Source organism: Anabaena sp. CS-542/02, from assembly GCF_028331085.1.
GTDB classification, from domain to species: domain Bacteria; phylum Cyanobacteriota; class Cyanobacteriia; order Cyanobacteriales; family Nostocaceae; genus Anabaenopsis; species Anabaenopsis arnoldii.
Genome location: NZ_JAQMTM010000011.1, coordinates 1 through 14,494, shown reverse-complemented (window position 1 = coordinate 14,494; position 14,494 = coordinate 1). Strand labels below are relative to the sequence as shown.

Here is a 14,494-nt window from a genome sequence, read left to right as displayed (position 1 = left end):
TTGTGGATCATATTGCTTGCAAGTTTACCTCAGTAACTAGCAATTTCCTCACCTAATGTTACCATTTGTCTACAAATACCCTAATATTGAGAATCTGCTTCACAATAACTTAAACTACTTGACGGTTCGCTCTTCACCCAACCGGGTAAAACGGATTTCAATTCGGCGGCGGTTCTGATCTGGTTCACGTACTACAGGAGCAAATTCCCCACTAGGTAATATTAACTGAGCCGCCGAATAAGCACGGAAGGACAATCCAGGAAGTTTTTTGTCTTTAAGCTGAATATTACGCAGCTGTTGGACTACCGCTAAAGCACGCATTAACCCCAAATCAGCATTAGAACCAGCTTGTAGTTTCTCTAATTCCAATCCACCACGGGCGACATTTTCTAAATTCAAGTCTAGGTTACTGGGCATATTACCATTAGGCTGACCGTCAGTATGTCCGATCACCTCTATAATATCGATATTATACTGTTTACTTGCCCTTTCAATTTCCGGTAAGATTTTTGCGGCAATGTAATTATAAAAACTTGGGTTAATTCTTGCACTTCCAGAATCAAATCTATGCTTAGGGTCATCTGGAATCAGAATAATTGGCGGTGTCTCTAGTTGCGTATCTACTAACTCCGGTTTTTGATTAACAAATGACCTAATGATAAAAAGTAACAAAAACAACAGCAGTATCATGAAGGCATTAGACATTAAATCTGTAAAAGCCGTAGAAATATTTAATTCTTCATGATAATCATTACGTTGCCAACGCCTAGCCATATTTTCCTATTTAATTCCTCTGTAATGCGTCATCCCAATCAAAAGTTTAGGTATGAGTAAAATTATCTATGATTTTATCTTCAGGGTTCAATGTTGAGCTTTTTCCTTCCGTTCGTAACCGATAAATTTCATGTTTAGCATCATTGAGATGGTGAATACAATCTTGCAAATTCCCATTGATATCTTGATTTACTGCTGTTTGTTTGTTCACACCTTCCACCAATAGGTTACCTATCTTTTGATACTCTGTAACCAGAGTAGAATTACTACTATTCATTAACTGTGATATGTTTTTATAATTCCTATCTATTTGCTGAGATATATTACCCAGAGATGTATTAACTGTTCCAGCGTGCTTATTGATAATTTCTACGAAGCCTTGCATATCTATAGTAATTTGCTGCAAACCTTTAGCCTTATCCATCAGGTTATTTTCTAATTGTTCAATTATAGTTACAGCTTTACCAAAGCCATTGACCATTTCCTGAGAAATATTACCAGCTTGATTATTTATTGTCTGGATAAAATCTCGTAAATCCCCGGAAATCGCCTCTAAACTTGCAGACTCATTCATGAGGTTACTTTCTAATTGCTCAAGTCTGGTTACTGCGATCGCAAAACTATCAGCACCTTCCTTAAGTTGAGGTATAATCTCACCCAGAGACTTTTGATTAATGCGATTTAAATCTAATATTTGGGATGAGATTTGATTGATGCTCTTAATTTCCTCTCCCAGTGCTTGCAGTTGAACTACCAATGAATTAAAGGATGTGGTTGTACTAGCTAAACTTCCAGCAGAGTTAGAAAATCTCTCCTCTATCTGGGTTAAATTATTAGTCGCAGATAATAACTTCTCAGGAAATTGACTATTAGCAAAAATGTTCGCAGCATCTTTAAATATCTGAGATTTAGCATTGAGTTGATTAATCGCAATGTCAAACTCATGAGCAGCAGCAGATATAGTACCTGCTGACTCTGTAAACTTTTCATAAACTTGTCTGGCCAAATCTGTCGCTTGCCTATTCCCCGCGATTATTTGTTCTGCGACCTTAGCCATAGAACTCTCCACCGCATCTCGCACAGTCACACCAAATCTAGTTAAAAACTCATCCTGCTGTTCTACCATCCTATTGACTATTTTATCAAGGCGAGTATCACCTTGAACTTCAGGCAGGTAAATATTATCTAAATAGTCTTCTAAGGAACTGATAACCTGATACTTAAGAGCGCTAGTATTAAATTTCCAGTTAACTATTGTTAGCGCCGCACTAAAGAACAATCCCGTCAAACTAGTGACAAAGGCAATACTCATCCCAGATAATGATTGTTGTATTTGACCTACTAAATCATTAATATTAGAAGCAGCAGTATTATTCAGGGTTTCACTCAGCGCAGATAAATTAATTGTGATGCCAAAAAAAGTACCCAGTAACCCAAAAGCTAAGAGCAAATTGGGGATAATGCGGCACAAATATTCTATTTGTTCAATAGAAAAACCTTTAAACTTTTCTTGACTATAAACTTGGTCGATTAATGCTGCTGTATTAACTTGATCTAACTGGCTGCTAGCTTTTTCAAATCTGCTTTTTAGTGTGCTGATTATTTTGGGTTGTACCCCTCGTGGAGCATAATTAATTAGTCTTTGTACTTTCTCGGCTACATCTTGCAAATACTTATACAAACTCCAGCGCATCCAGATAGTAAGTATGGATGGTATAACAATGACCACTAGCGTAGCCAAAATTAATTCCCCTGGTATTGATGTCATGATACTTCCCTGATTATGAAATGTGTGAGAGGATGCTGAGTAAACCAAATTAATTTAAGAATTGGTCTAAGATTCTTTGTTTTTGACGCTCGTAATCTTCTTGAGTAATTAGGCCATCCCCTAAAAGGTCTTGTAAATTCTTTAAGTCTAACCGCATTTGTGCCCCAGTATCGGTATATTGCACCGATTCACCATCTACTATCTCGCCCACAAGAGATCTTCTGCTATCTAAGCTTGGCGGTAAACTATTTTCTGGAGTTGGGGAATTAAATTTATCATTCATTTTTCTGCGGAACCTGAGAATAATTCCTTCTTTAGTTCCTTTTTGATTGTTAATTAATGCATTCCTGTAAGGATAGTTAGGATGTTCCTGTGGTAACTTGTCAACTTCATTGACAAAGCTGTTGAATTTGGGTAAATATTCACTTTTCCACAGTTCAGGTTGTCTTTCCATAGCAGAAATTTCCTGATCTAAAATACCTTGCAAAGCTAATTTCATATCCTGACGGTTCGCCAGTTCCTCTAAGGCCTGTCCCCATTCTGAACTGAGAGCAGCTGTGGAGTAACAGTCGCGCAAACCATCATAATATGTAAACTCTAACTGCTGATTTTGCGGGTTGGTCTGCAATAGTTGTAGACCTAGACAGGGATAGAAAACATTTTCTAATTGTTCTATTGTCACTGCATCTGGTGGAATAATATCTGGGAAAACCACACGGTAATCATTATGTAGAGAAGCGCTCCGGGAATTCTGTTCCCTGAGGTAATAGTTACGCATTCTTTCCAGACTATTAATTAATCTCAGAGGAAACCCACCATACTCATTGACAAATAAAATCTCATCCTCAGTTTGCAAGGATTTTAAGACTGTTGGCGAAATCCCTAAATCTGTAGTCAGCAAAGATTTAAACTGTCTGACTTCTAATTCATCGGTATCTTTAAAGCCCACTAATTGACTAGTTTTACCAGGATCATCCCAAAAATAGGGATCACTCAAACTCAGTGGTAATAGGGGTTTAGCTTCTTCCATAATTTGTGCTAAACGGGTTGAACGTGCGGTTGAGTAGTTTTGCATGAAGCGCCTAATTACCGATTTGACAATATTAGTACCCCGTGAAGCAAACATACTGTCAATTCTCAAATTCATCTCCGTTTGTAGCAGTTCTTGGGTAGTGCGTTCCTTCTCTAAGAAACTGGTCAAAGACTTTCCTCTACCACTGGGTTCTGTAATTTCTGAACTGATGAGGGATAACTGGGAACGTAAGTCATCTACAGGTAACATAGTTTGGTGACAGCGTTCGATGTCTTCATCATCAAATATGGCTTCACCACTCATTTCATCAAAGTTCAAATCCCGTAACTCTCTATCTTGTCTTTCGTAAATGTTTTTTAAGTCATTTAATAAGCTATCAAAAGCACTAGTTTGACTAATTTTATCTTGTACATATGTTTGCAGTTTATTGACAACTCGTAGTGCTTCTTGTCGTACAGTTAAGTCAAAGTTATGTTTGATAATTTTCTGAACTTGTTGCAAAGCCGTTTTAATTTCTGTTTGAAAGGTTTGATTTTTATTATTAAATTTTGGGATGACAAATTTAGCCTCGATATCTGTAAGAACCTGGTCAGTTTCACCCCAGACTCTATCTACGTCTTCAGGTGTTCTCATGTTCGCAAAATCATTGAGAGACGCTTGTATATCCCGTTGGTAATCGTTTAACTCATGTTGCAGTGCATCTAACCAATCACGGCTACTTTTGAGGGAAAAATTAGACTTATTGGGTGTCAGTAGCTGAGTGAGATAATCATGAATATCACTCTGGAGTTGTTTGGTTAAGTTAGGAGTTAATTCCATTAACTTGGTTAACCATTGTCCTCTAGTACTTTCAGTTTCTCCTGGTTGTACTTTACGGAATTGCTCGCGGAATTCTTTAGGTAGTCTTTGACGTAAATTATTTCTGTCGTCCTTATTTTCACACTCATTAATTAACTTATTGATTTTATTTTTCCATGTGATAATGCTGTTGTTAAATGTACTATTGTATTCTTCCACTCCCTCTGCTAGTTTAGTAATTAAACCATCCCTAGTAACCAGGTCATTATGCCAATGGTACTCTAGGAGAAATTGCTGTAATAAATCACGGGGATCTGGGCTTTGACTTTTACCATTCAGCCAAAAATTCACCAGTTCTAACCCAACTTTGTTTAAGGAAATTTGGACTACAGCATCACGGCGAAAATAAATGGCAGATAATCCAAATGTGAGGTAACGCTGGGGATTAGGACGGGGGTGTTTATCCCAATCAATAATGTGTTGTAAAAAATTATCTCTGTTACCCTTAATGATTGGTGCTAATTCACTACTAAAATCAAGGGAAATTTTATGAGCAATAACGTTGGATAATTTGCCTTGGTTGAGGATTGTATATTCGCCGATGGTTTGATGGGAAACTAGATAAGTATAATCAAAGGGTGAACGTTTTTCGCTCACATATACAGGATTTTGGATGTCATAACAAGCTTCAAATTTTGTCCCTGGACGGTTATAGTAGTCTAGTTCTTTGAGAGCTGCATAGGTATTGGCATTCATGCTGGGAGCATTGCCATAAAGTTCTGGACTAATAACTAAATAACCGCAAAATCTAGCACCTTGATCACCATGAAAATGTCTGAGACTGTAAGCAATATCCAAAAACATCCCGCTACCTGTACCACCGCACAGGGAACCCACTACAAAAATACTTAATCCCGGCTCTACTTTCAGACCGGATCTGAGTAAATAAGCCTCGTGTCCTCTGGTACGTTCTTCAGCGTTCTTGATAGCTAATTGTATTTTCTGGTGATTGTGGAAAAAAGCCAATCTTCCTACTGGTCTAATCCCTTTAGCACCGTCTTCTACTGCTTTAATATTACGTAATAATTGGGGTGGGAACCATCTACCAATGTGGTCATAGGGTCCATAATCGTTGTATTCTGAACGCCTTTCTAACCCTTCAACAAAGGTAGTCACCTCTCTGGATGACATGGTAGCGGTGACTTTTTCTGATTGCTGAAAACTCAGATCAACACCATGATAAATACTACCGGTGCGAATACCGCTGACTTGAGTGGCGGCTTTATCGGTGTCAATGTGGACAAAACTGACAATGGGGAGGTTTTTTAAATCCCCATATTTGTCTACTATTAAGCGCCGAATTCGCATTAAAACATCCCTACCAGTTCCACCTAATCCTATACAAACTGTGCGGTTAATTCCTTGATATTGTTGTTCATTGCTGGCTGCGTTCATAGAAATATTCCCCTATAGACTATTTTTTGATTTGGATATTCATTTCATAATCGCGTTGGCGATTATCTGGACAATTGAGCCTAAATTTAGACCCAGAGATGGGGGTACGGGAGGCAATTTCCCGGCCGTTATAATGAATCAGTGGTAAGCCTGAATTTAATGGCACTAAGTACAGTCTCTCACCCTGTCTTTCTAAGTAGGCTCGGACCTCTCCACCCGGACAGGGGATAGAGTCTGGATAAGTTCCGTCGTCTTCACCAATGGCGATTTTTTGCTTATTCTTTAACCGACATATTTGTTCTTCTTGTTCTGGAATTTCTATAGATAATTGCCAATTTTTCTGTGAGCGGTGTAGTTTATATCCCCAAGCGCATAAACTAGCGATGATTAAAAGTAAAATTAAACCTGGGAGCCATAATTGTTGCCTTAAATAGGGATTAACTAAACAAGTTTCTCTATTACCTGGTGCTGGTGTGCAAAATTCTTGAACTGTCGGCTTAATATCAACAACAGTTAATGTATATGGTTTATTTTCCCCTGTTGTGATGGAGAGCGATCGCTTGTTCATGGGTAATATTTCCATCCAAGCTTGTCGCTCTTGACTTTCTGGAGAATTAGCAATTCTCAATGCACTATCAGCAGGGGTTTCTATCCATATGTCTGAGGTAATTCCCGGTTCTGTAAATAAAGGTGCATCAGTTAACCAAATAACAGATTGTGGCTTAATTAGTTGTCTTCTTTGCAGGCGATGATGATTAATTTGAGCAATACCTTGATAAACCCTTAACTCAGCGCGCTGAATATCCGTACCGTAATACTTGCTATCAGATGTTAAGGGAATTTTTTCCAATAGTTGTGCAATATTTTCCTCACTTCTATCAATATACTTAATCGGTTCTCCCAAAGGATTAATACTAGGTGTCAATTCTCCTAACACCACATCCCTAGCGAAAGGAACAATGTAGATATAGTCTCCCGGTTGAATGCTGTCTTGAACTATTTGACGCAACCGAATCCGAGCTTGATCATTCAAGCCAACGCTTTCTGTTAAATCAATAGCCAAGATTACATCTCGTCCACTACTGAGCCGAGAGACCAAATTTAATCCGAGTTGTTGTCTAGGAGTGAGTTTTTCTCCGGGGGAAATTCTTGTTAAAGTCACTGAGACAGCCACACCAATATAATGTAATAATTATTGCACATTATGCAGGAAATCACCTCATCTTGAGACTGGCAGTAATTCTGCTATGTGTATTATAGTATATGCGTATATTTAGTTGTGATCACGAGTAATCTTAAATTAACACTTTACCAGCCCTAAATAATTTATGAAATCTCACTTATGGAGTATTGACTTTTGTGTGATAAAAGTGGTATGTGGGTTAGATTTATTATTTCAAGAACTAAAAGTACAAAAAAAGACCCTGATTAGGGTCACTTCAAATCAGAGAAAATGGGGAAGTAAATTTTTACGATCAAATATCATAGCGGTTGCGATAGTAGTCCAAAATTTCCTCTAGGCGTTGCTGACTTTCTGAAGCTAAATGGGATGTTATAGAAATCTCTAAGCCAGCAATTTGACTTTGCTTGTAATCGAATTCGGAAGATGATTGGGGAATTAAACCCACTTGTACGCCTTCAATTTGACGCAAATGAGCCGCGATTTCTCGATAAACCGCTAGAGGTAAACCAGCAAATTCAATTTTTTTTTGAGTTTCCATCTTTAACAAGGTTCGACCGGAGTATGTGAGGATGCTGAATTAACAGGTTCTTTACCTACCATTCTCGCAACTTCAATACCATATTGTTCCAGATTAACGATGGGATTGGAACTTTCATGGATTTGAATATGATGAGCAAACCAGCCGAGAAAAAACCCATTTGCTTTCACATCAAGGGAAACAAATGGGTAAAGTCTTATAATCCAGTCAATAATTACGAAGCATTCCGGGTAATTTAGGCGCGATTTGGTTCAACCCGTGCGTAAAATAGACCGCGAATCTTGACTTCTTTAGGTTCACCAGCACCTAAATCAGTATCAGATGGCTGTTCGCTCTCGAAAGTACCAGCAATTTCACCAGTAATGTTATCTACTTTAGCTACCTGTAGGGAAATTGTGCCATCAAGAGTTTCAATCCGTTTGACATTAGCGCGGGTGAGTTCTTCATCATCAGCTTGGGCAGGAAGAGCCACGGCGTTATCATAGCCAGTGACGATACCACGACCTTTAGGATCTAGGAAAGAAGAACCACGGTAGGAAGGAACCTTGAAAGTACCTTCAAAGTCAGTAGAGGTGTTGATACTGGTCAAACCAGCTTGTGTTTGAGCAACTAAATTTTTGATGGTAAACAGGAAAGGTACTGATTCACCACCGGGGAGTTTTACAGTGATGGCTTGAAAGTCCAAACCATCAGCTTCTACAAAGGTCAGGCTATTATCTGGGTTGACTTTTAGGTCACCTTGTACCTGGTCAATAGTAGAGGTGTATCTGGTCAACAATTTACCTGGTACATACTCTGCTACTTGCCGTTTATTAGCAGGTTCTTCTTTGACAAAGAAAGTTGTTGGTTCCAAACAAAGTTCTTTGATGATATAAGACTGGCTTGATTGAATCGGAATGGAACCACGGCTAGTTTCTGCCAGTTGGGGGCATTTATTAGCTAAACCAGTGCCACGAATTTGTTCGTAAGTCAGTAAATCCCTACTATTAGAAGCAGTGGGAGCATCACTGCAAGCGGTTAATAGCCCCAGGCATACAGCCAAGAATGCAACAATTAAAGCGCGATACCTCATGGTCAACCTCAATTTCAAAAATTAATATCTAAGTTGTAAAACTAATGCCTATGGCATTTTCGGTGTTGCCCAAATGGTTGTGTATTATAAAGTAGGAGTATACTACATAATATACAGCCCATTGCTTTATAGGGAAATTAGCCAGATCATACGATTTTTTTTAACTCAAGATCAAAGCTCTCTCATCTGATCAAAAAATACGTGATTGCATTTAGCTGACTGGGAGGCAGAGCTAGAGTTGATGACCGTCTTTTATAATAAACTATGGTGGACTGTAATCTGGAAAACCGGAGGCTCTATAAATTCCTCTGCCCCTGACCCCCACGTGTTAAGCCAGGCGGCGCTCCTCATCGCTGATTATCCTTTGCTCAGGAATGAAAGCTAAAAATCTTCGGTAAATTTGAGTAGGCCTCATTTAGACGGAGATAGTTCCATGAGTAACCGCGAACGTTTTGAATCCAGGAAGTTATCTGAGAAATTGCAAGCCATCACCACAGCAGTGGTTGATGTAGCTAGCGTTTCTCAAGGAGATGCCATCGCTCTTTTGAGCTTGTTGCGTCATTTAGAACAGTTACATCGAGATATCCGGGATGGTGCTTTTCAACAGAGTTTGCCTGATAATCGCCAGAAGCTCTACTCTTTACTCAAAGACATTGAATCTGAAGGAGGCTGGCCTTACATTGAGCGCATGAGGCTGAAAACCTTTTTAGCCACTTTACCCAAGGCTGCCATGGAGAATGATCGAGAACCGGAAAATAACGATGATTTGTTGGACAGCGATCGCTCCTTGAGTTCGTGATCTGCAAAAGAGTAATCAGTTTTTTAAGATTTTAAAAAACTTCATTACTCTTCATAACTCTTAACTCATAGATATACTAAATACTATCAGAATCAGGCAGGTGGTCAAAATGTCAAGCTCCTTTGGTCATCACTAGCGGATGTTAGTGTTTGACCCCAAGGGAGAATGCAGAGAGTTAAAACTACCCAGGAGAACTGCTAAAGGCGAAAATATATCGGTATTTGCCGGGGGATTCCAAGCTTTGACTTTTCTGTGCCACAATCATTACCCATTGAAATTGAAAGTTACAGTATTGACGCTAAGGCTGTATCCCTTTATAAGTGTTATTAACAATCTCAAAATAATAACTGGTGATCGGAAATTGAAGGATCTGCGCTCCCCTAGGAACATATGTTCATATTCGAGAATATTTAGCCAGCAATGTACTAGGCATGATTAATTGAGAAGCGGCTCCCAGATTTCATATCTGGCACAATATTGTGCATTAGTTTCATTTGTGGTGTTTGTACTACATAGATAATCATACCTATCAAGGGACACAGAGGTTGAAGCTTAATACTGGCTTGAATATTGGTGTAGCGGATGTAAATGCAAAAATGGAGGCAAAAGATTCATAGATACTCAAGGGTTAATTAAGGAAAAGAAAGTAAAAGAAACGATCTGATCGCAAGCACGAATTTTTACCGCAAATATAAAGAGGAAGGAATGCCAGGCACAGTATCAGGTTCCCGAAATGATTTATCCGAGCGCCGTCACCAAATACGTCGGCAGCATCGGGTAAAAATAATTCAGGCGATTTGGCGCACTGTAGTCATTAGTGGTTTAGCAGGTGGTTTGTTTTGGGTAGCTGTCCAACCCATATGGGTAGTCAAGGCTCAAGAGCAAATTATCGTGAAATCAGGTGAGCAATTACTCTCCCCAGAGGCAATTGAGTCATTACTAGAGATATCCTATCCTCAGTCTTTATGGCGAATTAAACCCCAAGCGATCGCCAACTCTTTAGAGGAAAAACCGACTATTGCACAAGCAACTGTGCGGCGCCGTCTTTTTCCACCGGGACTGAATATCGAAATACAGCCAAGAGTACCCGTAGCGATCACACTCCAACCGGTGTCCAAGGTCACCTCTCAAAGTCCAAGGCAAAACTCCCCTGCGGGCTTATTAGATGGTAATGGGGTTTTGATGCCCTTAGAAAAATACAAGTTATTCCATCCCCAGATCAAACTTCCGAGTCTCAAAGTTATTGGTTCCCCAGAACAGTATCGCTCCTATTGGAGTCAAGTTTATCCACTATTAACTCAAAGTCCCGTGAAAATAATGGAGGTTGATTGGCAAGATCCCAACAATATAATTTTGAAAACCCAACTAGGAGATGTACACATTGGTGCTTTCAGTCCTGAGTTAACCAGAAAAGTCAAAATACTCGCCCAAATGCGATATTTATCTGCAAAAATGGATTTTAGTCAAATCAAGTACATTGATTTGAGAAATCCCGCATCTCCATTAGTACATATGAACCAAATCAATGCCAAAGATCACCCCGAAAATCCCTAGAAATATCTCCTAATCTCAAGTATGAACCAGAAAAAGTAGAGGTAATTATGCGCTAAATCAGCAATATAACCGTAAAGATAATAAATATTCACTAGAAGTTATACAGAGAAATTTTCAGGAAATTTGGGTATAGTTCTCTAGAATTAGCTGTCCTATATGTCCTATAGCCTTAGGCAATGGGTCATTAGCCTCTTCCCAGAGCCAGACAAGGCAATTACAATTTTGTTAATGTTGGGAATCGCCATCACAATCAAGAACAGCGCCATATATTTTGGCAGTGTCAAACGATAGGTGACTCTTAGGTGAGAAATATTATTTTTCTAGCCAAGGGCTTCCTAGACACGGAGGTTTTGAGGAAAAATACCTGAAAAAGTCGTTTATCTACCACTCTGAATTCAATGCTTGATAATAACCAATATCTGATATATAAAAAAGCCCAATCTTTGGGACAGCCGGGATTTCCCCTAGCAGTTAATTCCAACAAACCTTTTAATAACTCTGGGATGAACTTTGGGCAAAACTATGATGGTAAAAAGATGTCTATGGAAGAAAGCCGCATTGGGGAGATTGTTCCGGGTCGGGTGGCCAATATCAAAGTGATTGGTGTTGGTGGTGGTGGTGGAAATGCGGTTAACCGCATGATTGAATCTGATGTCGCCGGAGTAGAGTTTTGGTCAATCAATACTGATGCCCAGGCTTTGACTTTGGCAGGTGCCCCCAGTCGATTGCAAATTGGCCAAAAGCTCACGCGAGGTTTAGGCGCTGGTGGTAATCCTGCTATTGGTCAAAAAGCAGCCGAAGAATCAAGAGACGAAATTGCTACAGCGTTAGAAGGCGCCGACTTAGTATTTATCACTGCCGGTATGGGAGGTGGTACTGGCACAGGTGCAGCCCCGATTGTGGCGGAGGTAGCCAAAGAAATGGGGGCTTTAACCGTGGGGGTGGTCACACGTCCATTTGTTTTTGAAGGTCGTCGCCGCACCAGCCAAGCTGAACAAGGTATTGAAGGGCTAAAAAGTAGAGTAGATACTTTGATTATTATCCCCAATAATAAGTTGCTCGAAGTCATACCAGAACAAACGCCAGTACAAGAAGCATTTCGCTATGCGGATGATGTCCTGCGTCAAGGGGTACAGGGGATTTCCGATATTATTACCATCCCCGGCTTGGTAAACGTTGACTTTGCCGATGTTAGAGCGGTCATGGCAGACGCGGGATCCGCATTGATGGGGATAGGTGTGAGTTCTGGTAAATCAAGAGCCAGAGAAGCAGCAGTCGCGGCTATTTCTTCGCCTTTATTAGAATGTTCTATTGAAGGAGCTAGAGGGGTTGTATTTAATATTACAGGTGGCAGTGATCTCACCTTACATGAGGTGAATGCGGCCGCCGAAGCAATATATGAAGTAGTTGATCCCAATGCCAATATTATTTTTGGCGCGGTGATTGATGACAGGCTCCAGGGGGAGGTGAGAATTACTGTAATTGCTACTGGGTTTACCGGTGAAGTACAAGCTACACCAACAAGCCAAAACGTGGTTAATGCCAGAGTAACAGCTACTCCAAAACGTCCCACACCCCAGCAACCTGCAGTTAATCCCCCCGCACCAAACCATAAAGAAAAACCCCACGATCTGAATATTCCCGACTTTCTCCGCAATCGGCGTAAACCATGAATTTAGGCAAGGGGCGAGAAAGATCAGGAAAAAAGTAAAGTATTGTTGGCTCAGACAATGGCTTGTGTCTAAACAATACTTTTACACAGTAGTAGTGTTCCCCAGATAACACATTAAGTGCAGCAACACTTAAAAGTCATATTTATCTTATAGCAGGAGTTAATAGAAGTGCTTTCAAAAACTTATGCAATTAGCTGGCTGCAACTGGAAATTTATGGTTGGCGAGGTCTTGGAGGATGGGGCTAAACCCCTACCTTGTAGGTAGGGGTGTTAAGTCTTGGCTACAATCTACCTGAATTTGACATCTCCCCCGGTGAAACACAGGGGATTCTAAACCGATGTTGCTACGCAGTCCCAACCCTTACTACGCAACGTTTACGATATGATTTACTTAATCCTGCACTCTATCTAAATTAGAGTCCCAATAAAAATCCGATTTATTTTGTTTGTATTTGGCTACTAAGCGACAATAACCTTGATTCATTGATTTGAGTTTACGACCATCAACAATTAGGCTTTTACCATGAGTTGAAACACCTGTTAACCAGTTAGTACCACCCTGGTCAAAACTCCACATCGGGAAGTAAAGCCTTGGTTAGGGCTTTACTGATGTGGTTTTTGAGTTTTGAGCGTCTCCTCCACCCATGAAATTACCTGCTCACCCAAGCGAGTCTCATCTAGTCGGTCAATTTCACGAATTCCAGTGGGACTGGTGACATTAACTTCAGTCAAATAACCACCGATGACATCAATTCCCACGAAAATTAAGCCATCTTGACGTAATGCTGGGGCTATTTCCCTACAGATTTCATGCTCTCTGGGGGTGATTGTAGTTGGAGCAACAGTACCACCAGCTGCCATATTATTACGAAAATCACTACCGCTAGAAAGGCGATTGAGGGCACCAATTGGTTCTCCATTCAGCAGAATAATTCGCTTATCTCCTTCTTTAGCTTTTGGTAAATAAGTTTGTACCATTACTGGTAATCGACCACGCAGTGTACTGAGTTCAACAATGGAATTGAAATTGCGATCGCCTGATTGTAAAAATAAAATTCCTTCCCCAGCTTTATTACCCAGTGGTTTAATAATTGCTGCGCCCTTAGCCTCAACAAATTTCCGGATCAACTCCTTGTCAGCACTGACAATAGTTTCTGGAATAGCGTTAGTAAATTGGAGAGCATACATTTTTTCATTCGCCCCGCGGATACCACTAGGACGATTAATCACCAAAGTTTTGTCTTGGTCGATATAGTCCAGAACATAAGTAGCGTAGAGGTAGGAATCATTCACAGGTGGGTCTGTGCGCATGAACACAGCATCCATTGTATCTAGGGGGGTAAAACAGCTATCGCTCAACCTGTACCAAGGATTTACCGCCCTCCAGCTTCCCTCCACTAACTGGATTGGAACCAGTTCCACCTGCTGTAACATCGCCCAAGCTTTGCTATCCACCACATTCAGTAGATTCGCCTGAGTTACCCAAACTTCATGTCCTAAGATTTGTGCAGCTTCCATCAGAGCAATGCTGGTATCATGACAGGGGTCAAGCTGATGGATGGGGTCAATAATAAAAGCCAGTTTCAATTGTTTGCCTCAATCACCGGGACTTATTTTAAATTATTGAGCAAACCGAGCCGGTGAATATACTTTTTTCTCCCAGATCTCTAGAGACGCGAGACCTCACGTCTCTAGGTTATTTGTTAGATTAAACTAAGCCGGTCAGTCACCTGACCGACTCGTCTTCAAAACCGTACGTGAGATTTTCACCTCATACGGCTCCTCAGCAATATGGTTCTTGTCATGAATACCTACAAGACTTCCATCACTGGCTGTCTTTCTGTCGT

General features: G+C 40.3%; 10 protein-coding genes and 1 pseudogene. 3 read left to right on the top strand and 8 right to left on the bottom strand.

Annotated elements, in window-relative coordinates:
- Positions 1 to 114 precede the first annotated feature (114 nt).
- The 6 genes from PN447_RS00745 to PN447_RS00720 all read right to left on the bottom strand — a co-directional run bounded on the left by PN447_RS00745 (position 115) and on the right by PN447_RS00720 (position 8,621).
- Positions 115 to 774, bottom strand: coding sequence for a flagellar motor protein (locus PN447_RS00745; RefSeq protein WP_271760062.1), 660 nt, complete (start codon positions 772 to 774; stop codon positions 115 to 117).
- 46 nt (positions 775 to 820) lie between these two features.
- Positions 821 to 2,542 carry a hypothetical protein gene (locus tag PN447_RS00740; RefSeq protein WP_271760061.1) on the bottom strand — a complete coding sequence of 574 codons (1,722 nt, stop codon included), beginning with the start codon at positions 2,540 to 2,542 and terminating at the stop codon, positions 821 to 823.
- Positions 2,543 to 2,591: 49 nt separating this feature from the next.
- Positions 2,592 to 5,828 (bottom strand): tubulin-like doman-containing protein, encoded by a 3,237-nt coding sequence (locus tag PN447_RS00735; protein WP_271760060.1) that lies wholly within the window; start codon positions 5,826 to 5,828, stop codon positions 2,592 to 2,594.
- A 19-nt stretch (positions 5,829 to 5,847) separates the two neighbouring features.
- Positions 5,848 to 6,990, bottom strand: coding sequence for a VWA domain-containing protein (locus PN447_RS00730; RefSeq protein ID WP_271760059.1), 1,143 nt, complete (start codon positions 6,988 to 6,990; stop codon positions 5,848 to 5,850).
- A 313-nt stretch (positions 6,991 to 7,303) separates the two neighbouring features.
- Positions 7,304 to 7,549, bottom strand: a complete 246-nt coding sequence (locus PN447_RS00725) for a hypothetical protein (protein ID WP_271760058.1) — start codon at positions 7,547 to 7,549, stop codon at positions 7,304 to 7,306.
- A 235-nt stretch (positions 7,550 to 7,784) separates the two neighbouring features.
- The gene (locus tag PN447_RS00720) at positions 7,785 to 8,621 is read right to left on the bottom strand and encodes a photosystem II manganese-stabilizing polypeptide (RefSeq protein ID WP_271733856.1); all 837 of its coding nucleotides are present in this window, start codon (positions 8,619 to 8,621) and stop codon (positions 7,785 to 7,787) included.
- A 433-nt stretch (positions 8,622 to 9,054) separates the two neighbouring features.
- On the opposite strand from PN447_RS00720, the gene PN447_RS00715 reads away from it, so the two are divergent.
- From PN447_RS00715 to ftsZ, 3 genes are all read left to right on the top strand, one after another.
- Positions 9,055 to 9,420, top strand: coding sequence for a hypothetical protein (locus tag PN447_RS00715; RefSeq protein WP_271760057.1), 366 nt, complete (start codon positions 9,055 to 9,057; stop codon positions 9,418 to 9,420).
- A 705-nt stretch (positions 9,421 to 10,125) separates the two neighbouring features.
- Positions 10,126 to 10,974 (top strand): cell division protein FtsQ/DivIB, encoded by an 849-nt coding sequence (locus PN447_RS00710; RefSeq protein ID WP_271760056.1) that lies wholly within the window; start codon positions 10,126 to 10,128, stop codon positions 10,972 to 10,974.
- Positions 10,975 to 11,372: 398 nt separating this feature from the next.
- A complete protein-coding gene (gene ftsZ, locus PN447_RS00705) occupies positions 11,373 to 12,647 on the top strand; it encodes a cell division protein FtsZ (protein ID WP_271760055.1) in 1,275 nt (424 codons plus the stop codon).
- A 397-nt stretch (positions 12,648 to 13,044) separates the two neighbouring features.
- On the opposite strand, the pseudogene PN447_RS00700 reads toward ftsZ, so the two are convergent.
- Positions 13,045 to 13,233: pseudogene (locus PN447_RS00700) on the bottom strand (RNA-guided endonuclease TnpB family protein); the annotation flags it as partial.
- A gap of 17 nt (positions 13,234 to 13,250) precedes the next feature.
- Positions 13,251 to 14,234, bottom strand: coding sequence for a glutathione synthase (gshB, locus tag PN447_RS00695; protein WP_271760054.1), 984 nt, complete (start codon positions 14,232 to 14,234; stop codon positions 13,251 to 13,253).
- Between the last annotated feature and the right edge of the window lie 260 nt (positions 14,235 to 14,494).

Excerpts from the sequence above, each read along its gene's own strand:
- PN447_RS00745 (WP_271760062.1), bottom strand. The coding sequence starts at position 774 with ATGGCTAGGCGTTGGCAACGTAATGATTATCATGAAGAATTAAATATT.
- PN447_RS00740 (WP_271760061.1), bottom strand. The coding sequence starts at position 2,542 with ATGACATCAATACCAGGGGAATTAATTTTGGCTACGCTAGTGGTCATT.
- PN447_RS00735 (WP_271760060.1), bottom strand. The coding sequence starts at position 5,828 with ATGAACGCAGCCAGCAATGAACAACAATATCAAGGAATTAACCGCACA.
- PN447_RS00725 (WP_271760058.1), bottom strand. The coding sequence starts at position 7,549 with ATGGAAACTCAAAAAAAAATTGAATTTGCTGGTTTACCTCTAGCGGTT.
- PN447_RS00720 (WP_271733856.1), bottom strand. The coding sequence starts at position 8,621 with ATGAGGTATCGCGCTTTAATTGTTGCATTCTTGGCTGTATGCCTGGGG.
- PN447_RS00715 (WP_271760057.1), top strand. The coding sequence starts at position 9,055 with ATGAGTAACCGCGAACGTTTTGAATCCAGGAAGTTATCTGAGAAATTG.
- PN447_RS00710 (WP_271760056.1), top strand. The coding sequence starts at position 10,126 with ATGCCAGGCACAGTATCAGGTTCCCGAAATGATTTATCCGAGCGCCGT.
- ftsZ (WP_271760055.1), top strand. The coding sequence starts at position 11,373 with ATGCTTGATAATAACCAATATCTGATATATAAAAAAGCCCAATCTTTG.